The sequence below is a fragment of the Rhizobium sp. AN73 genome (assembly GCF_030757975.1).
In the GTDB taxonomy this organism is placed as follows: domain Bacteria; phylum Pseudomonadota; class Alphaproteobacteria; order Rhizobiales; family Rhizobiaceae; genus Agrobacterium; species Agrobacterium arsenijevicii.
This window is the reverse complement of record NZ_JARWME010000001.1, coordinates 1,592,964-1,617,053: the sequence shown is the minus strand read 5'-3', so window position 1 is coordinate 1,617,053 and position 24,090 is coordinate 1,592,964. Positions and strand designations below refer to the sequence as shown.

The 24,090-nt window shown below is 60.5% G+C and carries 19 protein-coding genes and 1 pseudogene; 11 read left to right on the top strand and 9 right to left on the bottom strand.

Annotation, left to right across the window (positions count from 1 at the left end; genetic code table 11):
* Positions 1 to 156: 156 nt before the first annotated feature.
* The 7 genes from RBH10_RS07280 (at position 157) to RBH10_RS07250 (ending at position 7,438) form a co-directional block, all read left to right on the top strand.
* Positions 157 to 1,146, top strand: a complete 990-nt coding sequence (locus RBH10_RS07280; protein WP_281037627.1) for an ABC transporter permease — start codon at positions 157 to 159, stop codon at positions 1,144 to 1,146.
* Positions 1,143 to 2,156: an ABC transporter permease gene (locus RBH10_RS07275; protein WP_281037628.1), complete on the top strand. Its 1,014-nt coding sequence runs from the start codon at positions 1,143 to 1,145 to the stop codon at positions 2,154 to 2,156. The genes RBH10_RS07280 and RBH10_RS07275 overlap by 4 nt, the downstream gene beginning before the upstream one ends.
* Complete coding sequence (locus RBH10_RS07270; protein ID WP_281037629.1) at positions 2,153 to 3,151, top strand: ABC transporter ATP-binding protein; 999 nt, start codon at positions 2,153 to 2,155, stop codon at positions 3,149 to 3,151. The genes RBH10_RS07275 and RBH10_RS07270 overlap by 4 nt, the downstream gene beginning before the upstream one ends.
* Positions 3,129 to 4,064, top strand: a complete 936-nt coding sequence (locus RBH10_RS07265) for an ABC transporter ATP-binding protein (RefSeq protein ID WP_281037630.1) — start codon at positions 3,129 to 3,131, stop codon at positions 4,062 to 4,064. Before RBH10_RS07270 ends, RBH10_RS07265 begins: the two co-directional genes overlap by 23 nt.
* A gap of 18 nt (positions 4,065 to 4,082) precedes the next feature.
* The gene (locus tag RBH10_RS07260; protein WP_281037631.1) at positions 4,083 to 5,138 is read left to right on the top strand and encodes an aldo/keto reductase; all 1,056 of its coding nucleotides are present in this window, start codon (positions 4,083 to 4,085) and stop codon (positions 5,136 to 5,138) included.
* A 70-nt stretch (positions 5,139 to 5,208) separates the two neighbouring features.
* The gene (locus RBH10_RS07255; RefSeq protein ID WP_281037632.1) at positions 5,209 to 6,447 is read left to right on the top strand and encodes an acyl-CoA dehydrogenase family protein; all 1,239 of its coding nucleotides are present in this window, start codon (positions 5,209 to 5,211) and stop codon (positions 6,445 to 6,447) included.
* Positions 6,448 to 6,466: 19 nt separating this feature from the next.
* Positions 6,467 to 7,438: a LysR substrate-binding domain-containing protein gene (locus RBH10_RS07250; protein WP_281037633.1), complete on the top strand. Its 972-nt coding sequence runs from the start codon at positions 6,467 to 6,469 to the stop codon at positions 7,436 to 7,438.
* 16 nt (positions 7,439 to 7,454) lie between these two features.
* On the opposite strand, the gene RBH10_RS07245 is transcribed toward RBH10_RS07250, so the two are convergent.
* The 8 genes and pseudogenes from RBH10_RS07245 to RBH10_RS07210 form a co-directional block, all read right to left on the bottom strand.
* Positions 7,455 to 8,807, bottom strand: coding sequence for an LLM class flavin-dependent oxidoreductase (locus tag RBH10_RS07245; protein WP_281037634.1), 1,353 nt, complete (start codon positions 8,805 to 8,807; stop codon positions 7,455 to 7,457).
* Positions 8,808 to 8,862: 55 nt separating this feature from the next.
* Positions 8,863 to 10,458 (bottom strand): ABC transporter substrate-binding protein, encoded by a 1,596-nt coding sequence (locus RBH10_RS07240; RefSeq protein WP_281037635.1) that lies wholly within the window; start codon positions 10,456 to 10,458, stop codon positions 8,863 to 8,865.
* Positions 10,459 to 10,498: 40 nt separating this feature from the next.
* Positions 10,499 to 10,849 carry a DUF3088 domain-containing protein gene (locus RBH10_RS07235; protein WP_281037636.1) on the bottom strand — a complete coding sequence of 117 codons (351 nt, stop codon included), beginning with the start codon at positions 10,847 to 10,849 and terminating at the stop codon, positions 10,499 to 10,501.
* A 442-nt stretch (positions 10,850 to 11,291) separates the two neighbouring features.
* Positions 11,292 to 12,826: pseudogene (locus RBH10_RS07230) on the bottom strand (ABC transporter substrate-binding protein).
* Between the two features lie 88 nt (positions 12,827 to 12,914).
* Positions 12,915 to 14,114, bottom strand: coding sequence for a M20 aminoacylase family protein (locus RBH10_RS07225; protein ID WP_281037638.1), 1,200 nt, complete (start codon positions 14,112 to 14,114; stop codon positions 12,915 to 12,917).
* A gap of 93 nt (positions 14,115 to 14,207) precedes the next feature.
* Complete coding sequence (locus RBH10_RS07220) at positions 14,208 to 15,377, bottom strand: LLM class flavin-dependent oxidoreductase (protein WP_281037639.1); 1,170 nt, start codon at positions 15,375 to 15,377, stop codon at positions 14,208 to 14,210.
* Positions 15,368 to 16,264, bottom strand: coding sequence for an NmrA family NAD(P)-binding protein (locus RBH10_RS07215; protein ID WP_281037640.1), 897 nt, complete (start codon positions 16,262 to 16,264; stop codon positions 15,368 to 15,370). The genes RBH10_RS07220 and RBH10_RS07215 overlap by 10 nt, the downstream gene beginning before the upstream one ends.
* A 7-nt stretch (positions 16,265 to 16,271) precedes the next feature.
* Positions 16,272 to 17,339, bottom strand: a complete 1,068-nt coding sequence (locus tag RBH10_RS07210) for an ABC transporter substrate-binding protein (RefSeq protein ID WP_281037641.1) — start codon at positions 17,337 to 17,339, stop codon at positions 16,272 to 16,274.
* Positions 17,340 to 17,701: 362 nt separating this feature from the next.
* Between RBH10_RS07210 and RBH10_RS07205 the strand changes: the two genes are divergently transcribed.
* Complete coding sequence (locus tag RBH10_RS07205) at positions 17,702 to 19,009, top strand: NtaA/DmoA family FMN-dependent monooxygenase (RefSeq protein WP_281037642.1); 1,308 nt, start codon at positions 17,702 to 17,704, stop codon at positions 19,007 to 19,009.
* 62 nt (positions 19,010 to 19,071) lie between these two features.
* On the opposite strand, the gene RBH10_RS07200 is transcribed toward RBH10_RS07205, so the two are convergent.
* Entirely contained in the window at positions 19,072 to 20,100 is a 1,029-nt protein-coding gene (locus RBH10_RS07200; RefSeq protein ID WP_281037643.1) for an LLM class flavin-dependent oxidoreductase, read from the bottom strand.
* A 387-nt stretch (positions 20,101 to 20,487) separates the two neighbouring features.
* On the opposite strand from RBH10_RS07200, the gene RBH10_RS07195 reads away from it, so the two are divergent.
* From RBH10_RS07195 to RBH10_RS07185, 3 genes are all read left to right on the top strand, one after another.
* Positions 20,488 to 21,636 (top strand): mandelate racemase family protein, encoded by a 1,149-nt coding sequence (locus RBH10_RS07195; RefSeq protein ID WP_281037644.1) that lies wholly within the window; start codon positions 20,488 to 20,490, stop codon positions 21,634 to 21,636.
* A 6-nt stretch (positions 21,637 to 21,642) separates the two neighbouring features.
* Positions 21,643 to 22,272: an SGNH/GDSL hydrolase family protein gene (locus RBH10_RS07190; RefSeq protein WP_281037645.1), complete on the top strand. Its 630-nt coding sequence runs from the start codon at positions 21,643 to 21,645 to the stop codon at positions 22,270 to 22,272.
* A gap of 78 nt (positions 22,273 to 22,350) precedes the next feature.
* Positions 22,351 to 23,949 carry an ABC transporter substrate-binding protein gene (locus tag RBH10_RS07185; RefSeq protein ID WP_281037646.1) on the top strand — a complete coding sequence of 533 codons (1,599 nt, stop codon included), beginning with the start codon at positions 22,351 to 22,353 and terminating at the stop codon, positions 23,947 to 23,949.
* The last annotated feature ends 141 nt before the right edge of the window (positions 23,950 to 24,090 follow it).

Below are 24,090 nucleotides of genomic sequence, written 5' to 3'. Positions count from 1 at the left end.
CTCAATAATAGGAATTTTCTTTTCTTTATGGCGCTATTTATCGTAAATTTCAGAAAATAATTCCATTACTCTTTGACAAATTCCATAAAATTAGTCAACTAATACCAACGCCTTCACGGGCCGATTTCATGTTTTCAAGGGAATGGACTGGAGCCGATGTCGAATTCGAAAAGGATTTTATCGCAGGCAAGGCGGGTGGCCATTCAGGCGATCCCGACGGTCCTCGGTATCGTCATCCTGAACTTCTTCCTGCTGCAACTCGCACCCGGCGATGCGGCCGATGTGCTGGCTGCGGAAGCGGGTTCGGCGACCGTCGAGACCATGGCCGAAATCCGCTCCCGCTTCGGGCTTGATCTGCCGGTCGTGCATCAGCTGATGAACTATCTCGGCAATTTGGCCCATTTCAGCCTCGGCTTTTCGCCACGCTACGGCATGCCGGTCGCCGACCTTATCGGCCAGCGGCTTCCCGGCACGCTGGCGCTGATGGGCGCGGCGCTCGGCATTGCGATTTTCGTCGGCGTGTTCCTCGGCTCCATCATGGCGCTCTTTTCCGGCAAGCTGCCGGACCGGATCATTTCGATAGGCTCGCTGATCTTTTATTCCGTGCCGGGTTTCTGGATCGGCCTGATGCTTATCCTCACCTTCTCGGTCAAGCTCGGCTGGCTTCCGTCGGGCGGCGACAGCACCATCGGCAGCAGCCTCACCGGTTTCGCCGCTTTTCTGGACCGGCTGCGCTACATCGTTCTCCCCGCCCTTTCGCTGGCGCTTTATTTTCTGGCGATTTATGCCCGCCTCACCCGCGCGGCGATGCTAGAAGTCAAATCCCAGGACTATGTGCGCACGGCACGGGCCAAGGGCGTTTCGCCGCTTCGGCTCACCACACGCCATATTCTGCGCAACGCGCTGATCCCGATCACCACCATGGCCGGCATGCATATTGGCGGCCTGCTGGGCGGTGCGGTCGTGGTCGAAACCGTCTTCAGCTGGCCCGGGCTTGGCCGTCTTGCTTTCGAAGCCGTGATGGCGCGTGATTTCAGCGTGCTGCTCGGTATCCTGCTGCTCTCCTCCCTTCTTGTCATCATCGTCAATGCGGCCGTGGACCTGTTGCAGGCGTGGCTCGACCCCCGCATCGGAGAAAGCCGATGAATCCCCCTCACAACACCGCAGTTCTCGACGCAACGGATCTCGTTACGCAAGCGGGCACCGCTGCCAAGGAAACCGATGCAAAGCAGAAAAAATCCGACGAAAAGGTCTGGCCCTATATCCATGCGCCGGATGCGCTTTCGGCCCGCTCCGTCTCCGTGCCCCGGCGCGGCTTGCGGCGGGAACTGAAGATTTTTCTGACCAATCCCAACGCCATCGTCGGGTTGCTGTTTCTCGCCACCGTCCTCATTGCCGCTGTCACAGCTCCGCTGATCTATCCGGGCGATCCGCTGGAAATGGTGGCCCGTCCCTTCCTCTGGCCCGGCCAGAACCCGGCCTATCCGCTCGGCACCGATTCCATGGGCCGGGATGTGCTGGCGGGCATCGTGCACGGCGCGCGCATCTCGCTCACCGTCGGTGTCGTCGCCACTCTGATCGGGCTGACGATCGGCATCACAATCGGCGCTTTCGCCGGTTATTTCGGCGGCGTCATCGACGATATTCTCGTGAAGATCATCGAGATCTTCCAGACATTGCCGAACTTCGTGCTGTTGGTGGTGCTCGTCGCCATCGCCCAGCCTTCGGTCACCACGGTCACCTCGGCAATCGGCATCATCACCTGGCCACTCGTCGCCCGCCTGACCCGTGCCGAATTCCGCGCCATCCGCGAGAAGGACTACGTGCTTGCCGCTCGCAGCCTTGGTTATGGCCATGCGCGCATCGTGTTTCAGGAAATCCTGCCCAACGCCCTGCCGCCGATCATCGTCACCTCCTCCGTCATGGTGGCAGGCGCGATCCTCATGGAAGCAGCACTTTCCTTCATGGGCCTTGGCGACCCCAACCGTGTTTCCTGGGGTTCGATGATCGGTGCGGGCCGTGATGTCATCCGCACCGCCTGGTATCTGACCGCCCTTCCCGGCCTCGCCATCGTCTTCACCGTCATTTCGCTGAACCTTATCAGCGATGGCCTCAACGATGCGCTCAACCCCCGTTTTTCGGAGGAACGCCGATGAGCAAACTGATCGAAGTCCACGATCTCTCCGTCAGCTTCGGCTCCGCCCAACCGGTCAAGGGCGTCAGCTTCGATGTGCAGTCCGGCGAAATGCTGGCAATCGTCGGCGAAAGCGGCTCGGGAAAATCGCTGACTGCGCTCGGCCTGATCGGCCTGTTGCCGTCGCATGCAGAAACCGGCGGGCGTGTTCTGCTCGAAGGCCGCGATCTCCTGCCGCTTTCCGAGCGGCAATGGCGCGGCATTCGCGGCCGCGATATCGGCATGATCTTTCAGGAACCGATGACGTCGCTGAACCCGGTCCTGACGGTGGGCGAACAGATCATCGAGGTGCTGCGCATCCATGAAAGGATCGACAGGCACCAGGCGCGCAAACGCGCCATCGAGCTTCTGGACCTCGTCAATATTCCCGACGCCCGTCGCCGCGTGGACGATTATCCACACCAGCTTTCCGGCGGCATGCGCCAGCGCGTCATGATCGCCATCGGCGTTGCCTGCAATCCCAAATTGCTGATCGCCGACGAGGCGACGACCGCGCTCGACGTGACGATACAGGCGCAAATCCTGCAACTACTCGACAATCTGCGCCGCGATCTCAACATGGCCGTCATCCTCATCACCCACGATCTCGGCATCGTGGCGCAATGGGCCGACCGGGTGATGGTCATGTATGCCGGCCGCAAGGTGGAAGAAGGATTGCCTGAACCGGTTTTCTCCAATCCTTACCACCCCTATACGCGCGGCCTGCTGGCTGCCTCTCCGCGCGCCGAAGACGGCCAGCATTATCGCGACGGGCCACTCATCGAAATTCCGGGTTCAATCGTTTCCGCCACGGGGGAGCGCGGCTGCGCCTTCCGGCCACGCTGTCCGAGCGCCCGCGGTTTCTGCGGGCAGTTCGTACCGCCGCTGAGGCTGATCTCGGAAGGTCGCTACGCCGCCTGCCCCTTCGTATCCCCCACATCCCAGGAGGTATCCGATGACGCTCTTGTCAGTGCATAGTCTTTCCACCCACTATTCGGGAGGACGAGGAACAGTCCGCGCCGTCGACGATGTGTCGCTCGACATCGAGGCGGGCGAGACCGTGGCGCTGGTGGGTGAATCCGGCTGCGGCAAATCCTCGCTCGGTAAGTCGCTGATGCGGCTGGTCGAGCCGTCTTCCGGCAGGATTACCTTCAAGGGTGCCGATGTCACGGCGATGACCTCGTCACAGCTGCGCGGCATCCGCCGCCGCATCCAGATGATCTTTCAGGACCCCTTCGCCTCGCTCAATCCGCGCCAGACGGTTCGCACCATCCTTACCGGGCCGCTGAAGGTGCACCGCATTGGCGACAAGGCGCAACAGGGGCAAATCGTCGAGGCGATCGTCGCGCAGGTGGGTCTGCCGCCGGATGCGCTCGACCGTTATCCGCATGAATTTTCCGGCGGCCAGCGCCAGCGCATCGGCATTGCCCGCGCGCTGGTTCTGGAACCGGAACTGGTGGTCTGCGACGAGCCGGTCTCGGCGCTCGATCTTTCGATACAGGCGCAGATCCTCAATCTTCTGGTGGAGATGAAGAAGCGGCTTTCGCTGTCCTATCTCTTCGTGTCCCACGACCTGTCCGTCGTGCGCTATTTTTCCGACCGCGTGCTGGTCATGTATCTCGGTAAGATCGTGGAAAGCGCGCCGACCGCGGAGCTCTGGGCCTCGCCAAAACACCCCTATACCCGTGCGCTTCTCGCAGCCGTTCCCGATCCCGCGCGCCGCAAGCAGGCAGCCCCCATTTCCGGTGACCTGCCCAGCCCGCACGACCCGCCATCCGGCTGCCGGTTTCACACCCGCTGTCCGCTCGCCACCGATCTCTGTCGCGAAAAAGCGCCGGATTACACCCTTTTCGGCAAGAACCACGCCGTGGCTTGCCACCATGCCCAATAAACTGAAGGAGCAACCATAATGGTCGATTATCGCTATCTCGGACGCAGCGCGCTGAAAGTCTCACCGCTGAGCCTCGGCACGATGATGTTCGGAGGCCCGACGCCGGATGACGTGGCCTTTCGCATCATCGACAAGGCACGCGAGCAGGGCATCAACTTCATCGACACAGCCGATGTCTATCACGACGGCAAGTCGGAAGAAGTCGTCGGTCGCGGCATCAAGGCCAGTCGCGATCACTGGGTTCTGGCGACGAAGTTTGTCAACTCCCACACAAAAGGCCCCAATCTCGGCGGCCATTCGCGCAAATGGGTGATCGAAACAGTCGAGAATTCGCTCCGCCGTCTCAACACCGACTATATCGACATCCTCTATTTCCACCGCGCCGTCTTCGACGCGCCGCTGGAAGAGCCTGTGCGCGCCATCGCCGATCTCATCCGTGCGGGCAAGCTGCGCTATTTCGGCGTTTCGAACTTCCGCGGCTGGCGCATCGCCGAAATTTCGCATCTGGCCGACCAGCTCGGCATCGACCGGCCTATCGCCAGCCAACCGCTCTACAACATCGTCAACCGCACGGCGGAAGCCGAGCAGCTGCCTGCGGCCCACAATTACGGGCTGGGCGTCGTTTCCTATTCGCCGCTGGCGCGCGGTGTGTTGACCGGCAAATATCAGCCGGGCGAGCAGCCAGGCGCCGATACCCGCGTCGGCCGTGGCGACAAACGCGTTCTGGAAACGGAATGGCGTCCGGAATCGGTCGAAATCACCCAGAAGGTCGCGGCGCACGCCGCATCGAAGGGCGTTTCGGCGGCGGATTTTGCGCTCGCCTGGGTGCTGAACAACAAGTTCGTCACCGCCGCGATCACCGGCCCGCGCACCGAGGAGCATTGGGACGGTTACGTCCGCGCCCTCGATGTGAAGATCGATGCGGAAGACGAGGCGCTGGTCGACAGCCTTGTCACCACCGGCCATCCCTCGACACCCGGCTTCAACGATCCGAGCCATCCCGTCGAAGGCCGCGTGCCGCGCAATCTCGAACCCGCTCCCCGCCCGGTCGTCAAGCCACGCGCGGTCGCCTGACCGTTCAGAAGAAAATGCCTGCGGCGCGACCGTGCCGCAGGTCATCACATCCGCTCAGGGAAAACCCGCAATGTCCAATCCGAAGATACAGACCGTAACCACCGACAATTCCGGCGTGCCGAGCCGAGACGACATTCTGGCCCGCGCCAGGGAGATTGCGACTGTCGCGGCCAGGGATGCCGCCCGCCGTGAGCGCCAGCGGGAACTTCCCTTCGAAATCTTCGGCCTGATCAAGCAGGCGAAGATCGGCACCCTGCGCATTCCCGAAGCCAAGGGCGGCCCAGGCGGCTCGATTGCGGACTATATCGAAGTGCTGATGATCCTCGGTGAGGCCGACAGCAACATTCCGCACGCACTCCGCAGCCATTTCAATTTCACCGAAAACCTCGCTCTCACACCGATCGAGCTTGAGGATCGGCGGCACCTCGAAAATGTCCTCGCCGGCAAGCTCTTCGCCGGTGCAAGCACCGAACAGGGCACCAGGCGCCCCGGCGAAATCACCACGCGCCTCAGCGCCGATGGAGACCGTTATCGTCTGAACGGCCGCAAATGGTATGCGACCGGCACCGCCTTTGCCGATTTCGGCACCTTCAGCGCCATTGGCGATGACGCGCAGCCGATCGGCGTTCTCATTCCGCTTGATCGCCAGGGCATCACCATTCTCGACGACTGGGACAGCATGGGCCAGCGCATGACGGCAAGCGGCGGCGTTTTGCTCGAGAATGTCGAGGTGCTCCCGCATGAACTGACGACCCGCAAGCTCGGCAGCCAGGTCGGGCGCCACAGCTCGGCCATGAGACAGTTGCATCTCGCAGCCTCAGCGGCCGGGGCCGTTCAGGGCGCGCTAAACGATGGTGTCGACTATGTTCTGCGCCAGGCGCGCACCACGCTCCACAGTAGCGCGGAAACCGCCAATCAGGACCCCTTCGTGCAGAAGATGCTCGGCGAGATCAGCGCCGGTGCTTTTGCGGTCAAGACGCTGATCCGCGAGGCGGCCCGAACGCTCGACCGAACCGCTGTTGCCTTCGCCAGCGGCGACGAAGAGGCGATAGAGGCCGCCCTGCTGGAAGGTTCGCTCGCCACCGCCCGTACCCAGATCATCGCCTCGCAGCTTTCGCTGACGGTCGCCACCAACCTCTACGAACTCGGCGGCGGCTCGGCGACGTCAAGCGAGCGGAATTTCGACCGCCACTGGCGCAACATCCGCACGGTCTACAACCACAATCCACTTGCCCACAAGGCGCGCGTCATCGGCGATTATTATCTCAACGGCACCACGACGCATCTGAAGGAAGGTCGGGTATTCTAGCCATGAAGGGAAAACGGCCATGAGAACGGAATTCATCCCTCCTTCGGTCGCGCGGGCGGCTTTTCGATTGCCGACACTTTCCCGGCTGCCGCCGTTGACGGCGCTGCGCGCCTTCGTCGTGGCCGCCCGTCACGCCAGCTTTTCGCGGGCGGCGGAGGAGCTGCATGTCTCGACCGCCGCGATTGGCCAGCAAGTCCGCATTCTCGAAACCCATCTCGGGCAACCGCTCTTCAGCCGCCAGCGCGGCGAGCTGGTGCTAACCGACGCCGGCAGCACGCTTTACCCCGGCCTTGCGGACGCTTTCGAGACCATGATCGGCAGTCTTTCCGATCTCATGGCCTCCGGCGGCAGGCGGCAGGTGAAAGTTCTGGCGGAAGGTTGTTTTGCGGCCCGATGGCTGGCGCCACGGCTGGGAAACATCGTTCCCGCCCTTGGAGACGTGGATATCTCGATCGAATCCCTCGAAGGTGATGCCATCGACCTCACGCATTTCGATGCCGATTGCGCGATCGTCGCGACCCAAGGACAAATCCCCGGCTTCATTCACGAACCGCTTTTTGCCGACACCGTCAGTGCCGTCTGCACCCCGGATTTTGCAGCCCGTCATCGCCTTTGCTGCGAACCTGAGCGGCTGCGGGATCTCTCTTTTGCGATGTTGCGCGGCAACGGCGCGGATGCTGCTTTCGAATGGGCAAACTGGCTTCGCGCCTGCCGCATTCCGCTCAGACTTTCGGCAACCGGACCGCGTTTTTCGCGCCAGAGCGCGTTGATAGAGGCAATCTTATCAGGCCACGGCATCGGTCTTGCCCGCCATTCGTTGATTTCGGATGAGCTTAGAACCGGCCGTCTGATCGCACCTTTCGGCGCACCCCAGCCGACCGCCAGCCGTTACCATCTGCTGACCAGTCCTGACAGGCGGCGGCTGCCGGAAATCGCATCTCTACTCGCTTTGTTGCGCGAGGATGTGCGCCCTCTCGAGGCCGCCGCCTGAACACGCCCGTCCCACCTCAGGCGCGTTCCCTTTGTACCTCTCGCGTCGCATGGATATTTTCGGGCCGAGGCAACCCGTAGTGATCGCGCAGCGTGTCGCCGTCGTATTCTTTGCGGAACAGCCCGCGCTGTTTCAGGATCGGCACGACCTCATCAACGAAGATATCGAACCCGCCATTCAGCCATGGCGGCATGATGTTGAACCCGTCGGCAGCGCCTTCGCGGAACCAGGTCTCTATCCAGTCCGCAACCTGTTCCGGCGTTCCCGAAATCACCTTGTGGCCACGCCCGCCGGCAAGCCGGTGCAGCAATTGCCGGATCGTCGGATTTTCCCGGTCGATGACATCGAGAACCAGCTGATGACGGCTGCTATCCGCCTGCGCCCGCGTCGCTTCCACGGCCTCCTGCGGCAACGGCTGGTCGAGATCTGCCGATGACAGATCGATGCCGGTGATGCGCTGCAACTGCCTGAGCGAAAAAGCCGGCTGGATGAGATCGTTGAAGGAGGCCTCAAGCTTGCGCGCCTCCTCTTCGGTGGAGGCTATGAAGGGGCTGATGCCCGGCAGGATTTTCACATAGGCAGGATTGCGCCCCGTGGCCGCCACACGCCTCTTGATGTCAGAATAAAAAGACCGCGCACTCTCCAGAGTTTGATGCGCGGTAAAGATTGCCTCGGCGTAACGGGCGGCAAAGCCGCGCCCATCCTCCGAGGAGCCGGCCTGCACATAGACCGGGCGGCCCTGCGGCGACCGCGGCAGGTTCAATGCACCACGCACCCGGTAGAACTCGCCATCATGATTGGCGGGATGAATGCGGTCGGTATCGGCGAAAAGGCCGCTCTCCTTGTCGGCGACGATGGCATCGTCTTCCCAGCTGTCCCAGAGCTTCGTCACCACATCGACGAACTCGGTTGCCTGACGATAACGGTCGGCATGCGGCGGATGCTGTTGGAGATTGAAGTTGCCGGCCGCCGCATCGGCGGAGGTCGTGACGATGTTCCATCCCACCCGGCCGCCGCTGATATGATCGACCGAAGCGAACAGCCGCGCGAGATTGTAAGGCTCATAATAGGTGGTGGACGCCGTGGCGATGAAGCCGATCTTTTCGGTGACGGCGGCCAGAGCCGCCAGCATGGTGATCGGCTCCAGCCGATGACGCGCGGCGTAACGGATATTGGCGTCCAGCACCGGCGCATCCGCAAAGAAGATGGCATCCAGCTTCGCCGCCTCGGCTTTGCGGGCAATATCCTGATAGAGCCGGATATCGGTGACGCGATGAGGCTCCGATTCTGGATGGCGCCAGGCCGCTTCATGATGTCCACCCGGATAGATGAACGCGTTGAGGACCAGCTTCTCGGATGTTCTGCTCATGGCGATGAACCCTTGTTAACTTGGACGCGGCTTTGAGCGGAGGGTGAGGAAGACCTCACGCCTCCTTCGTCAGCCAAGCCTGTGCGAGATTGCCGCTGAGGCCTTCCGCCCCCGTCGCATAGTCCTTGATGCGGATGCTGCCGACGACCGGCTGGATCGGCGCGACGAGATTGATGACGGGAAGATCCTTGGCGACGACGGCCTGAAACTCCTTGAAGAAGGCTGCACGCTTTTCGATATCCGGCTCCACCGCCGCCGCTTCCAGCAACCGGTCCACTTCCGGATTGGCGTAATGACTGGCATTCGAGAACGGCAGACCGATCTTGAAGTTCTTGCTCCAGTAGACACGCTGCACGCCGGCCGTCGGATCGAAGGTGTTGGAGAGGGATTCGACCGAAAGGTCCCAGGCGCGGTCGGTATAAACGACCTTCACATAGGTGCCGAAATCGAATTTCTGGATATCCGCCTCGATACCAATCTTGGAAAGCGCCTGTGCGATGAAATCCGAATAGGTCTGCGGGTTGAACGGATTAGTGGTGACCCGAAGCTTGAAGCGCTTGCCACCGTCCTTGCGGGGGAAGCCTGCATCATCCAGCAGCTTTTCCGCCAGCGCGACGTCAAACTTGGCAAAACCAATGTCCGGATTGTGGAACTTCGCAAGGCCGGGGCTGATCGGCGTGGGCGATGGCACGGCGTAACCGTAAAGCACGGTATCGATCAGCGCCGGAACGTCGATCGCGTGGGCAATGGCCTGCCTTACCTTCAATTCCTTGAGATATTCGTTCTCAAGGTTGATGACGAGCTGGTTCTGCTGGCCGGCATAGGCATAGATACGGTCATCCACCTTCAGCGTCGGGATGGATTTCAGCCGCTCCAGATCGGCAAGCGCCACCGGGTTGGGGCCGATATCGCCTTCCCCGGTCTCAAGCGCGGCCGCACGAGCGCCCGCATCGTTGATAAGACGGATGATGACACGGTCGAGATGAGGGCGCGGCGCATCCCAATAATCGGCATTTTTCTCCAGCAGAACGTGACTGCCCGGCACCCATTCCTTCAGCACGAAGGGGCCGCTGCCGATGATCTGGGCGGGCTTGGGATTTTCGGTCGGCTTAAACGTCTCGAAGATGTGCTTCGGCACGATTGGCGATTCCGACGAGGCAAGCGCGGTGATCAGGCCCGGCGCGGGTTTGGACAGCTTCACCTTCGCGACCAGCGGATCGGAGGTATCGACGCTTTCGACATGCGAGAAGGTCGCGCGACCGCGCGGATGGGCTTCCTTCAGCCGCAGGATCGAAAATTCCACATCCGCCGATGTCACCGGCTTGCCGTCATGGAATTTCGCCTTCGGTTGCAGATGGAAGACATATTCCAGCCCGTCGGCGGAAACGCTCCATTCTTTGGCAAGGCTCGGCTTGGGCGAAAGCTCGTAGTCATAGGTCAAAAGCCCATCATAAATCTTCGAGCCGATGAACTGCGGACCGCCCGCACTGGTATTGATCGCCACGAGCTGGGTCGGCTCGGGAAAATAGACGATCTTGAGCGTACCGCCCGATACGGGCTCTTCGGCAGCGGCGAAAGAACCGCCGGGAAGCGCCACGAAAGTGCCGGCAGCGAGTGCAATCTTGTGAAACTGGCGTCTGGAAAAGGTCATGTCTGTCTCCGAAAAAATCCGATGTGCGGGGTGCGGCAGCTCAGTGCAGCTGCGGGAACCCGTGGCGCTCGGCGAGGATTTGCAAAATGCGTTTCGTGTCCTGAATGAAGTGCGTGTCGCCTTTGGTTGCCGCATCAGCGGGCGCATCGCCGGCAAAGACGAACAGCGGCAACGACTGGTTTTCCTCACCCACGACGGCGATGACCGCTTCGCGCGGACGCTGAAAACCGACCCGGTGGATAACGATCCCACCGGCAAGGTCCGGAAAGGCGGCAAGCAGGCCTTCGATCTGGTTACAATGCGGGCAGACGAACCGGACACCGGGGTGCTTGGGGTCTTCAAAACCGGGGGCGATCAAATAAAGCGTATCCTTGGCCATGGCATCCATCATTTACGGGTGAGATTTCATGAGCACAGTGCAGGTGGTCAAAGCGTGGGTCCAGCAAGCAATTCTTGCTTTGAAACGAAGAATTCCTTCGCTCTAAATTATTGAAGAAATTGATTTTTTCAGAATTCCGATAGCCGGCACCCCTGTTCCGGCCAGACCTTGCCGCACGCAACATTTTTCCCGAAAACACCGTTGCTGCGCGAAGGCGAAAAAGGATCGAGGGTGGATTTCGGCAATAAAAAACCCGGCAAAATTGCCGGGTTAATGTTGGCTGACAGTGGAGGGCAAAACCTCTCCTTCGTCATGCTCGGGCCTGTCCCGAGCATCTGCAATCGACAGGATTAGGATGCCGTGGCAGATCCTCGGTACAAGACCGAGGATGACGTCGAATGTGGAGGAAAGTTCGTCATCACTCTCGCTCCGCCGGATCGTCGGATTTTCTCCCTCACTCGCTTTTCCACGCCGTAGACAGATCGCCATAGGCGATGTCGATGGTCGTCACGAGGGACCGGAGGCTGGTGTTGCGCAGAATGACGGTCGGCAGGGCAACAATCGAGAAATTCGGCAATTCGTCGCCGGTGATTTTCTGGATGTCGTGGAACTGCCCCGCCCGTTTCGTTTCATCCACCTCAATCGCGGCGGCACGGAAAAGATCGTCCACCCTGGGGTTGTTGTAGTGGGCAGCGTTGACATAGGGCGCGGGTTTCTTGATGCCATCCGACCAATAAAGGCGCTGCACGCCCGCTGTCGGATCAAACAGCCGGCTGATACCGTTCACCGTCAGGTCAAAACCGCGCTCCGTATAGACACGTTTGATGAAGGTAGCGAGATCGCCTTCGACGATATCCACCTTCACGCCGAGTTTGCCGAAGGACGAGCGCAGATATTCGGAGGTTTTGCGGAAGACGTCGGAGGGCAGGAAGGCCAGCCGCAGCGAAAAACGGGTGCCATCGGCGCCCTTCGGATAACCGGCCTTGTCCAGCAGTTCGTTCGCTTTGGCCAAGTCAAAGGGGTAGGTGAAGGGCTTCTCGTCATTATAGGCGGTGAAGACAGCCGGAATGTTCGAACCGGCGGGTTTCGCCGTACCGAAGAAGATGGCGTCATTGATGAAATTGCGGTCGATGGCATGCGCCAAAGCGTGCCGGACTTCCTTTTGGCAAGGATCGGGTTTTCGAGATTGAACTCGAATATGGCGGCATTGTTGAGATAGGAGTCGGTATAAACCTCCACCGAAAGCTTGGGATTTTGCCGCAGGCGCTCCAGATCGCTGTAGGAGACATCGGCGGTATAATCCGCCTCGCCCGTTTCCACCGAGATGGTGGTGGAGGCCGCATCGGCGACGAACCGTGCCACGAAACCATCGAGGTAGGGAAGATCGGCCTGCCAGTAGTTCGGGTTCTTCCTGAGCTTCACATAGCTACCGCGTTTCCATTCCTCGAAGATGAAGGGGCCGGTGCCAACGGGCGCGTTGCCGTTCGGGCTCTCATTGTAGTTTTCCGAAGCATAGGCATGGGCCGGCAGAATGGGCGTTTCGCCACCAGTCAGCGCCCGCAAAAGATAGGGCGCGGGTTTGGAAAGCACCACCACCGCCGTCAGCGGATCGGGCGTTTCGATATCGGCAACATTGGCGAAGGTAATGCGCCCGCGCGGCCCGACCTTCTTGAAGGCAAGCAGGGAGAATTTCACATCCTGCGCGGTGAAATCCTTGCCATCATGCCATTTGACGCCCTTGCGCAGCTTGAAGGTGTAGCGCAGCCCGTCGGCGGAGGCTTCCCAGCTTTCGGCCAGAACCGGATGCGGCTTGAACTCGCTGTCGAAGCGCACCAACCCTTCGAGGATTTTGGTGGAAATGGCGCGCGTGCGCGTGTTGGAATCAGAAAGCGGCACCAGTGTCGTCGGCTCGCCGAGGCCCGCAAGGGTGACAATGCCGCCCTTTTTCGGGGTTTCCGTCGCCAGTACCGGCAGGGATGGCAACAGCATGGCCCCGGTTAGCGCAGCACTCAAAAGCAATGTCTTACGTCTCGTAATATTCATGGATGTTTCCTCTTGCAGGCTTGTTTTCAAATTTTCAGGCGGCCTTCAGACGGGTTTCCACCAGCCGGGCAAACAGGGTGGCGCCAACAGGCAGAATGGCATCGTCGACGATGAAACCGGGATTGTGGGCAGGCACAGTGCCGGAATGGCCGAGGGTGAAGAATGCGCCGGGCGCGTGTTTCAGAAGATCGGCGAAATCCTCGCTACCCATGAAGCGGTTCGGTTCGGTGGACACGCGCTCGTCTCCCAGAACCTCGCGTGCCACGCCGGCAACGATCCCCACGGACGCGTCGTCATTGGTCAGAACCGAGAATATGTCGCGAATATCCACCTCGGCGGTGAGACCGTGAGCCGCAGCAATGTGCTCGGAAATCGTGCGTATGCGGCCGCGGATCGTTTCGCGCACGCTGTCGGAGAAGGCCCGAACCGTGCCTGCAATCGAGGCCGTTTCGGGAATGACATTATAGGCCGATCCCGCCTCGATGCGGGTGATCGACAGGACGGCCGGATCGGTCGGCGGCACGTTGCGGCTGACGATGGTCTGCAAGGCCTGAATGAGTTCGCCCGTCGCCGGCACCGGATCACGTGAGACATCCGGGTGCGCGGCGTGGGCGCCCCTGCCCTTCAGCCGGATATCAAAGAAATCTGCGCCTGCCAGAATGGTGCCGGGCGAGACCTTCAGATGGTTGGGCGCTGCGTGGGAGGAGTTGTGCAGCCCGTAAATCTCATCGACCGGGAAATCCTTGAACAGCCCGTCAGCGATCATGGCGCGTGCGCCGCCCAGACCTTCCTCGGCGGGCTGGAAAATGAAAATCACCGTGCCGGCAAAATCCCGGGTTTCCGCCAGATAGCGGGCAGTGCCGAGCAATATGGTGGTATGCACATCATGCCCGCAGCCGTGGAACTTGCCGGGATAGATGGACGCATAAGGCAGCCCGGTTTCCTCCGGCATCGGCAGGGCGTCCATATCCGCCCTCAGCCCGATGGAACGATTGCCCGCGTGCCGGCCGCGCAGTACGCCGACCACGCCGGTCTTGCCATAACCGCGATGCACCTCGATGCCCCAGGAGGCGAGCTTTTCGGCGACGATGCCGGAGGTGCGCACCTCCTCGAAACCGATTTCCGGATGCTGGTGCAGATCGTGGCGGATGGAGACGAGTTCGGGAACATAGGTCCCGATCCGGTCCAGGATTTTCGGCGCGGGCGTTTTGACGGGATCGACGGCAATATTCACGGTATCTCCTCAGGGCAAAAAATATCGTTCTCGCAATCTCGGTGATTGCGAAGTGCAGGCTTCGGAACTGGAAATTTGAGGCGGTGTGAGGCGTCAGAGCCTCAGGCCAGCCTCCTTCATCAAGGGCAGAATGCGCTCAGCGAAATAGTCGAGATCTTCGCGGAAATCGTAGAAATTCAACTGCACGCCATCGATGCCAGCCTTTTTCAGGCCGACAAGCTGCTCGACCACCTGCTCCGGTGAGCCGATGATTTCGATATTGCCGCCGAGATTACGCCCCTGCTTGTGGCGCGCATCGCCACGGCCGCGCCAGGCGTGGGCGTCGCTGTCGTAATTGTTGGTTGCAAACGCACGGGTGCCGGGCTGCGGTTTTCCGGCCTCAATGGCGTCGGCATAGGCGATCGCTTGCCTCTCCGTGTCGCGGCTGACGATGATCGGGTTAATGAGCGTCTTCACCTGCCGGCCATAGGCCTTGGCGCGGTTCTTGATGGTGGCGATATGATCAGGAAGCGTTTCCAGCGCGCTGTCGATATGCGCACCGCCGGGCGAAGTTACGAAGACCAGATCGGAATGGCGGGCGGCGAAATCGATGCCGGCCGGCGAGCCGGTCGCCGTCACCAGTGGCGGGCGGCCAAAGGCGGGCTTCGGCGTTATCCAGCCGTTGTTGATCGCCCAGGGGTTAAGCTTGCCCTCATAGGAGAAGTTTTCGGTTTCACCCCACAGGCGGTGAAGCACATCGAACAATTCGCCCGCCATGTCATAGCGCTTGTCATGGTCGATCCGCTGCCAGCCGAACATTTCATGCTCAATGGCGCGGTGGCCGGTGACGATGTTGATGCCCCAGCGTCCCTTGGCGATATGGTCCAGCGTCGCGCCATATTTGGCGAGATGCAGCGGATGCAACGGCCCGTAAAGCACATGGATGGTGGAGATCAGAAGAATGCTCTTCGTGACCGCCGCCATGGCACCCAGCGCAATGAAACTGTCGAGCGAGGATTCGCCATCATAACCGCCCTTGGGCAGCCATTGCGTGCGGCTGAAGGCGATTTCGAAACCAAGCTCTTCGGCGCGCTTCACCAGTTCCGCATTGTAATCGAAGGTCCAGCTGTTGCTGGTTGGCAGGCTGGAGAAGTTGATGTCCTGCAGATTGAGGAACAGCCCCAGCATTAGCGGCTGCTTTACCGCACGGCTGAGCGGGCTGTCTTCGAAATCGTAAGGACCCTTCAGTTCGGGACCTTCGGGCAGTGGAACAGTCAGCGCCATGTCTTTTCTCCCTCGGAATGATCGCCCTGCGGGCTGGTCGCAGTCAGCCGGGTGCGCAGATAGTCTTCCACGCTGCGGGGCAGCCGACCGGTGATCTCGTAGATGGTGTCATTGACCGAGGCCGCGAGGCCTTCGCGGATGAGTTGACCGAATTCACCGATCGCCTTCTGTTCGAATGCGCCGATATGCGGCGGAAAGGCAGGAGCAGCGTTGTGCGAAACTCCGACGGGGCGATGCAGGATTCTGGCTGCGATACGGGCGATTTCCAACACCGACAATGCTTCGCCGCCAGTCAGCACGAAGGTGCCGGAAACGGGTGTGCTTGCTGTCATGGCCTGAACCGCGACATCGGCGATATCGTCGGCATCGATGAAGGAAACGGCCGCATCGTCAAAGCGGGCAGGCACATCCTCGCCCTTGCGTAGTGCTACAACGACGGGTTCCAGCGCCACCTGCATCCAGGCATTCGGCCTGAGGATCGTATGCGCGATGCCGCTCCCGGTCAGATGTTTTTCCACCTCTGCATGGGCCGCACCCGAGATGGAGTGTGCGGCATTGGCGATGGTCCAGTCGGAGCCGGATATTTTCACGATCCGAGATACGCCGGCAGAGAGAGCGGCATCGATGACCGCCTTCTGGTCCGCCGCCAGCGTTTCACCGATTGGGGAAAGCAGGAACACCGTGTCTATTGCACGTGAGGCCTCTTTCAGGCTGGCCGGATCGGAGAAGTTTCCCTCCGCGATATCCACCCTTTCGCCCCAGAGTTTGAGCGCGTCCTCACGCCGGCGGGTCAGCACCCTAACCTTCGCCTCTTTCTGCAAAAGACGGCTGACGACGCGTTGGCCGAGCTTGCCGGTTGCACCCGTTACAAGAATGGTTGCTGTCATGACGCCCTCACTTCGCCGCAGCCTGTGGCGCGGCATCTTGCCGTGGAGAATGGGCACGCGGATCGGCCCAGTCGTTCACATCGAAATCGTCAGGGATGAATTTCCATTCCAGCAGGAAATCCTTGAAATGACCGAGCGCATCCAGCTCCGCCGGATCGAGATCGAGCCTCAGGTTGCGATACACATCTGCCCCGTTGGCGGCGATAACCGCTTCCTCGCTGACACCGATCTCGCGGGCGATGAAACGCACCGCTTCCGCCGGATTGTCATTCGCCCATTGGGCAACCCCCTGCACGGTGGCCACGAGGTCTGCGACCAGATCGGGCCTTTCATCGGCAAAGGTGGCATCCACAGTCAAAGGACGTGGCGTGCCGTTGTTGATGCGGATTTTCGGATCGGGGTGAAACCCGGTCGAGACGACGACGTGCGCACCGATGAGATTGGCGACGGTGACACCTTCCGCTCCCTTGACGAAAAACGCATCGATCTGCCCGCGATGTAATGCAGCGATCTCCTCGCCATAGGGAAGCCGGCGGCGCAGACCATGGAACCTGTCGTCAGCCGGACCGAGCAGCACCGGCTCGATGGCGGTGAGATCGACCAGCTCGACCTCCGCGACGGAAAGGCCGGAAACGGTCAGCGCCGACACGATGCCCTTGAGCGATGTCGCGCGCTGGAAATCAATGGTTTCGTTCGGTCGTTTCGGCAACCCGATGCGCCGGCCCTTGAGTTCGCCGCCCTTTGTTATCCCGCTGGCCGGCAAGGCTATGACCGCCTGAAACTCGTCGGTTCTGGTCAACCCGACAAGACGCGTCTGGCGTCCACCGGATTTTGCCCAGATAGGCGGAATATTGCCGCCCTGACGGAAAGACCAGTCCAGACGGTGATCGAAATGGCTCTGGCGAATAGCCGGATCGGCCGCATCGCGAATGGAGGAGACCGTGATACCATGGCCGGCGAAACTATCCTCGATCCAGCCAAGCTGCACTGCGATGGAAAGCGGCGTGGGCGCCGGGCAGCGCGTATACCAGACGGTTTCTGGGTGGGTTGCTTGGCGAAGGGCCGCATCAGCCATGGCGTTCGTCCTCTCAATTGCGATCTGGACGACACGCTACACGCCATAAAATATTTTCTATAGATAAAGTGTACTATTTGAGAGGCCGTTGAGGAAATTCGTTTCCATATCACCGGCGCTTCACGCTGCTGACAAAATATCCTTTCGGAAATGGCATCATTGTCGAACGAAGCTTCGGCGGGGAGCGGCGCTCGACGTGGGGCGTCTCCTAGGGAACGGACGGCCATGGCGCGAAAGTTTTTCTTCTCCGAACAGCAAGGATTTTTAACTCGCGACCGGAACCCCGGCTGTTACGCTTCCCCGCAATTGCGCCGGACCCGCAAGCCGGCAATCCAACAGACCCAAAAAGAAAAAGTGGCAGCATGAGCAAGACCAAACGCCGGCTCAATCTCAATGTCGGCATCAACACCACCGGATACCTCGCCAATGCCTGGAGATACAGGAGCGGAGACCGGCACGATATCAATGACATCGGCTATTACCGGCGACTGACGGAACTGGCCCATAAAGGCCGGTTCGATGCCGTTTTCCTTTCGGATCATCCGGCATTGCTGACCGACCCGACAAGCCGACCGTTTCACACCATCGATCCGCTCATCCTCTCCACATCACTTGCCGCGCAGGTGCCGGATATCGGCTTCGTGGCGACGGTGTCCTCCACCTATAACTCACCCTATAATTTCGCCAGACGCACGCAATCCATCGATATCGTCACCGGCGGGCGGTTGATCGTCAATATCGTCTCCTCCTTCAATCCCAGTGTCGCCGCCAATTTCGGCAACGATCCGCTGCCACCGCGCAATGAGCGATATGCCAAGGCGACCGAATTTCTCGATGTCGCGAAAAAGCTCTGGTCGAGTTGGGATCCGCGCCGCGAAGGCGAGGTGCCGGAAGGCCTCTTCTGGGATGCGGCGACGGCTGAGGCAATCGATCACGAGGGAGAATATTTCCACGTCAAAGGCCCGCTCAACGTGCCACGCGGGCCGCAGGGTCACCCCGTCATTGCGCAGGCAGGCGCCTCCGAAGGCGGCATCGATCTCGCGGCCCGTCACGGCGAGATCATCTATTGCAACATATTGTCTCGTCCCGCCGGTCAGGCCTTCGGCAAGAAAGTTCGTGACCGCGCCGTCTCCTTTGGCCGCGATCCCTCGGGCATCCGCATTGTTCCGGGCCTCGTCGTCATTCTCGGCGAAACGCGCGAGGAAGCGCTGCGCAAACACGAACTTTACAGCGGAACCGGCTCGGAAGACGGTCTTCTGGCGCGCTTTGCCAAGGAAAACGGCATCGATCCCCGCGACTTCGACCCCGATGCGAAGCTGGATGCGGCGCGCTTCATTCCGGACCAGAACCGGCAATGGGCGGTGGGCATGGGGCTTGGCCTTTCCGATCTGCTGAGCCATGAAAAGCTCACCGCCCGCGAGGCCGTGCGGCGCTCGGAGGGGCACCATCGGCTGCTGCTTGGCACAGCGGAGGAGGTTGCGGACGGCATCATCGACCTCTGGCAGGACGGCACGGTTGACGGCTACACCCTGCAGCCGCCCCGCGCCCCTGATGATATCGCCGAATTCGTCGAAAAGGTCGTGCCGGTGCTTCAGGATCGCGGCGTTTACCCGCGCGAATACGAAGGCGCGACGATACGCGACAGATACGGCCTGCCCCAACCGGACTGACGCTGTTCCCCATCCTCCGCCATTCCGACGCTCGGCGCAGGAATGGCAACGTTGTGACGACGCTATTGACCTGTCGCCACTTTCAGAACCGGCCGGCCGCCGGAAAGCTGCGGCACGACGGACGCGAAATCCGTCACGATCTGGCGATAGTCTTCCGGCTGGAATTCATAGGGCAGTTCCAGACGGAATTCCGAGACATGCGGCAGAACGGGATCGCGCGACAGCTTCTCCAGAATTTCACCCGTCGTCCCGACGATATCAGGCAGAAAAAGCGTGCGGCGCGCACCATGCGGCGTATGCGTGCGCTTGTCGCGCTCGGCCGCAAACTCCGCATAACGGCGGCGTGTCGCCGGGCTGGCACTGTCCGTCGGCAAAATCACGCGACCTAGGGCGACGCGCGGCTGGCGCTCATGCGCCCATTCCTGCCGGAAGCGGGCAACGAGGGCCGCCTGCGCCGTCAGAAAATCATCGGTATTTTCACCGCTAACGATATTGCCGGTCAGGAGATTGAAACCCGCCTTCCCCGCCCAGCGCGCAGAATTCTGCGATCCGCCGCCATACCACAACCGGTCGGTCAAACCCCTGGCGAAGGGCCGAAGGCGCGGCACCTGCGCCCCCGCCGCATTTCCCGCCTCCGTTTCGCTGGACAGCGGTTCCGATCTCAAGGCCCTGGCGAGCTTCTCGGCACGGGCATGGCTGTAATCCACATCGGGTGCCGTATCGACATAGTCCGAAATCAGATGGGCGAAGGGCGGCGCGCCCACAGAGACACCGACATTCAGCCGTCCGTGTGACAACACATCCACGGTGGCGAGATCTTCGGCCAGCCTGAACGGGTTTTCATATCCAAGTTGAATGACGGCGGTACCGAGCCCGATCCGCTTCGTGCGCTGCGACGCCGCCGCAAGAAAGGTGGCGGCCGAGGACACACCGCGCTCCAGATGACGCTGACGAACCCAGGCACTGTCATAACCCAGTGCCTCGCCTGCTTCGAAAAGCTGCAGGGTTTCTTCCAGCCCCAACGCAGGGTCATCATCGTGATAATTGCCGGGAACCAGAAAAGCGAAATGGGAGATATGGGAAAGGGGCATGATATGCATCCGGGAATGATTGTTGAGGCAAGATGAAGCTCAGGCAGCGCAGGTGCGGCCGTCATCCCGTGCCGCGCATACGCAAGATAGAATGCACGATGACCGGCATCGCTGGCGCGGCATGGTCTTTTATAGTCCCGGGGATTTTTGAAAGATCGTTGCGCGATTCAGTAATCTACTAAAATTATGAATTAATCCGCGAAGGCACTCGCTTTATCCCCCTCTCCCTCCTTGCCAAAAACGCCAACATATCGAGCGCCGCGCAAATGCCCTTGATTTTCCTCTCCAACATGTAATACAGATTATCATACATGTTGACAAATAACGCAGACATGTATGACATTGCAGCAGCCACAAACGCCGCGATACCTGCATGAGGGAGGAATTATGATCATCACCGACGTCGAAGTCCGTGTTTTTCGCACGACGACCCGTCGGCACTCGGACAGTGCCGGTCACGCGCATCCGGGTCCGGCACATCAGGTGGAACAGGCCATGCTGACCATCCGCACGGAAGACGGTCAGGAAGGCCATTCCTTCACCGCGCCGGAGATCGTTCGCCCGCATGTCATCGAAAAATTTGTCAAGAAAGTCCTGATCGGCGAGGATCATCGTGATCGGGAACGCCTGTGGCAGGGCCTTGCCCACTGGCAACGTGGCTCGGCGGCGCAGCTGACGGACCGCACGCTGGCGGTGGTGGACTGCGCGCTCTGGGACCTTGCCGGCCGCAGCCTCGGACAACCTGTATACAAGTTGATCGGCGGTTATCGCGACAAAGTGCTCGCTTATGGCTCGATCATGTGCGGCGATGAATTGGAAGGCGGCCTTGCAACGCCTGAAGATTACGGCCGGTTTGCCGAAACGCTGGTGAAGCGCGGTTACAAGGGCATCAAGCTTCACACCTGGATGCCGCCCGTCAGTTGGGCGCCGGATGTGAAGATGGACCTCAAGGCCTGCGCGGCCGTGCGCGAGGCGGTCGGACCGGATATTCGCCTGATGATCGACGCCTTCCACTGGTATTCCCGCACCGATGCGCTGGCGCTGGGGCGTGGTCTGGAAAAACTCGGCTTCGATTGGATCGAGGAGCCGATGGATGAGCAATCGCTCTCCTCCTACAAGTGGCTCTCCGACAATCTCGATATTCCCGTCGTCGGCCCGGAAAGTGCGGCCGGCAAGCACTGGCACCGCGCGGAATGGATCAAGGCCGGCGCCTGCGATATTCTTCGCACCGGCGTCAACGATGTCGGCGGCATCACGCCGGCGCTCAAGACCATGCATCTGGCCGAAGCCTTCGGTATGGAGTGCGAGGTGCATGGCAACACGGCGATGAACCTGCATGTGGTTGCCGCCACCAAGAATTGCCGCTGGTATGAGCGCGGCCTGCTACACCCCTTCCTCGAATATGATGACGGCCACGACTATCTGAAGTCGCTGTCGGACCCGATGGACAGCGATGGCTTCGTCCACGTTCCCGACCGGCCGGGCCTTGGCGAGGATATCGATTTCACCTTCATCGACAATAACCGGGTGAGGTAAGGAGCGATGAAAACCGTGCTCGCCTTTGGAGACAGCCTCACCTGGGGCGCGGACCCGGCAACGGGTCTCCGGCACGCCGCCGCACATCGCTGGCCGGAGGTACTGGAGGCCGAGCTTTCCGGAAAGGCGAAGGTTCACCCGGAAGGGCTTGGCGGGCGCACCACCTGTTATGACGACCATGCTGGTCCGGCCTGCCGCAACGGCGCGCGGGCGCTGGAAGTCGCGCTTTCGTGCCACATGCCGCTTGATCTCGTCATCGTCATGCTCGGCACCAACGACATTAAACCGGTGCATGGCGGTCGCGCGGAAGCCGCCGTTTCGGGCATGCGTCGGCTGGCGCAAATCGTCGAGACCTTCATCTACAAGCCGCGAGATGTAGTGCCAAAACTTCTGATCGTTGCACCGCCGCCTTGCGTTGCAGGCCCGGGCGGAGAGTCCGCAGGTGGTCGCGATATCGGACAATCGCTGCGGCTTGCGCCGCTTTACCGCAAACTTGCCGCCGAACTTGGCCATCACTTCTTCGATGCCGGATCGGTCGCCAGCGCCTCACCGGTGGATGGCGTGCATCTGGAAGCGCCGGCAACGGCCGCGATCGGCCGGGCGCTCACCGCTCCGGTCAGAGACATTCTTGGCTGATCACGCGAAGCCTGTGGAGGAACAGACGCGCGGATCGAAACGTGGAAGGCCGTATGAACCGGCCGTATGGGAGGAAAAATGAGACATCTTCTTGCAACCGCCGCACTGGGCGCACTGCTGATCGGCGCCGTGCCGCTCAGCGTCTTTGCCGAAACGCCGAAGGACCAGCTCATCGTCGCCACGACCATGAGCAATATCCTGACCCTTGATCCCGCTGCCATTACCGGCCGCGAGACGGTGCAGGTTCTGAACAACATCTATGACACGCTGGTCGTGCTTTCGCCCAAAGATCGCAGCGTCCAGCCACGCCTTGCCGAACGTTGGGAAATCGCCGAGGATCGCAAATCGATCCGTTTCCACCTGCGCGCGGACGCCAAATTCGCCTCCGGCAATGCCGTGACGGCAAAGGACGTGGCGTGGAGCCTGAAGCGACTGCTCGCCCGCAATCTGGCGCAATCGTCTTTCCTCAAAACGCGCGGTTTCAAGCTGGAAGAGGCCGACAAGCTCTTCGTCGCCGAAAACGACCAGACCTTCGTGCTCAATATTCCAAAGCCTGATGATCCCAATCTGCTGCTGATGATCCTTGCACAGAATGGTCCCGGCTCGATCATCGATAGCCAGACGGCGCTTGCCAATGAAAAGGACGGCGATTTCGGCGGAGCGTGGCTGACGCTGAATTCGGCGGGGTCCGGCCCCTTCAAGCTGACCCAGTGGAAGTCCAACGAATATATCATCCTCACCCGCAACGACGATTATTGGGGTGAAAAAGCCAAGATGAAACGCGTGCTGATGCGCCATCTGCCGGAATCGCAATCGCAACGCCTGATGCTGGAAAAGGGCGATATCGATGTCGCCTATTCCCTGCAGGCGCCGGACCTGAAATCGCTGGAAACCGACAAGACCATCGCCATCGAATCCACACCCGGCTCCGGTTTTTATTACCTCAGCGTTTCGATGAAGGACGAGAAGTTCGCGAACAAGAAGGTTCGCGAGGCCCTGCGTTACCTGATCGACTACGAAGGTCTCGACAAGGCGGTCATGCCTTACTACGGCAAGCTGCATCAGCGTTCTCTCAGCACCGGCGTGATGGGTGCCCTGCCGGATCAGGGCTACAAGCTCGACATCGCAAAGGCCAAGGCGCTTCTGGCTGAAGCCGGTTATCCCAATGGTTTCAAGACGACGCTGCGCGTGCTTTCGGAAGACCCCTTCATGAAAGCGGCAACGGCAATCCAGAACACGCTGGCCCAGGCCGGCATCCAGGCCGAGTTGATCAGCGGCTCCGGTGACCAGATTTACGGCGCCATGCGCGAGCGCAACTTCGAACTGCTTCTCGGCCGCGGCGGCGGTGGCCAGCAGCCGCATCCGGACAACAACCTGCGCTCCATCGCCTATAATCCGAACAATGCGGATGATGCCAAGCTCACCAACTACCAGAGCTGGCGCACGAGCTTCTTCGATGAAAAGCTGAACAAGATGATCGAGGCAGCCCTCGTCGAGCGCGACGTGGCGAAACAGACGAAGCTTTATGAAGACCTGCAGGGCTATATGGACGAGATCGTTATGTCCATTCAGCCCTTCTCCGAAGTCATCGACACCGCCGCCTTCCGCAGCGACATCAAGGGCATGATCGTCAGCCCCTGGCTCTCGCGCTTTGAAGAGGTGAGCAAGGAGCGGTAAGGCATCCCACTCACCGTCATCCTCGGGCTCGACCCGAGGATCCACAGCTCCAACCGCTTATAGACCCTCGCCTCAAGGGCGAGGACGACGGCGGAGGGAGGCGAAGATATCGGCGGAGAAATTTCGTTTTACAATCCCTAA

Bases quoted from the DNA above. Each gene is read 5' to 3' on its own strand.
- RBH10_RS07280 (WP_281037627.1), top strand. From the start codon at position 157: ATGTCGAATTCGAAAAGGATTTTATCGCAGGCAAGGCGGGTGGCCATT.
- RBH10_RS07275 (WP_281037628.1), top strand. From the start codon at position 1,143: ATGAATCCCCCTCACAACACCGCAGTTCTCGACGCAACGGATCTCGTT.
- RBH10_RS07270 (WP_281037629.1), top strand. From the start codon at position 2,153: ATGAGCAAACTGATCGAAGTCCACGATCTCTCCGTCAGCTTCGGCTCC.
- RBH10_RS07265 (WP_281037630.1), top strand. From the start codon at position 3,129: ATGACGCTCTTGTCAGTGCATAGTCTTTCCACCCACTATTCGGGAGGA.
- RBH10_RS07260 (WP_281037631.1), top strand. From the start codon at position 4,083: ATGGTCGATTATCGCTATCTCGGACGCAGCGCGCTGAAAGTCTCACCG.
- RBH10_RS07255 (WP_281037632.1), top strand. From the start codon at position 5,209: ATGTCCAATCCGAAGATACAGACCGTAACCACCGACAATTCCGGCGTG.
- RBH10_RS07250 (WP_281037633.1), top strand. From the start codon at position 6,467: ATGAGAACGGAATTCATCCCTCCTTCGGTCGCGCGGGCGGCTTTTCGA.
- RBH10_RS07245 (WP_281037634.1), bottom strand. From the start codon at position 8,807: ATGAGCAGAACATCCGAGAAGCTGGTCCTCAACGCGTTCATCTATCCG.
- RBH10_RS07240 (WP_281037635.1), bottom strand. From the start codon at position 10,458: ATGACCTTTTCCAGACGCCAGTTTCACAAGATTGCACTCGCTGCCGGC.
- RBH10_RS07235 (WP_281037636.1), bottom strand. From the start codon at position 10,849: ATGATGGATGCCATGGCCAAGGATACGCTTTATTTGATCGCCCCCGGT.
- RBH10_RS07220 (WP_281037639.1), bottom strand. From the start codon at position 15,377: ATGGCGCTGACTGTTCCACTGCCCGAAGGTCCCGAACTGAAGGGTCCT.
- RBH10_RS07215 (WP_281037640.1), bottom strand. From the start codon at position 16,264: ATGACAGCAACCATTCTTGTAACGGGTGCAACCGGCAAGCTCGGCCAA.
- RBH10_RS07210 (WP_281037641.1), bottom strand. From the start codon at position 17,339: ATGGCTGATGCGGCCCTTCGCCAAGCAACCCACCCAGAAACCGTCTGG.
- RBH10_RS07205 (WP_281037642.1), top strand. From the start codon at position 17,702: ATGAGCAAGACCAAACGCCGGCTCAATCTCAATGTCGGCATCAACACC.
- RBH10_RS07200 (WP_281037643.1), bottom strand. From the start codon at position 20,100: ATGCCCCTTTCCCATATCTCCCATTTCGCTTTTCTGGTTCCCGGCAAT.
- RBH10_RS07195 (WP_281037644.1), top strand. From the start codon at position 20,488: ATGATCATCACCGACGTCGAAGTCCGTGTTTTTCGCACGACGACCCGT.
- RBH10_RS07190 (WP_281037645.1), top strand. From the start codon at position 21,643: ATGAAAACCGTGCTCGCCTTTGGAGACAGCCTCACCTGGGGCGCGGAC.
- RBH10_RS07185 (WP_281037646.1), top strand. From the start codon at position 22,351: ATGAGACATCTTCTTGCAACCGCCGCACTGGGCGCACTGCTGATCGGC.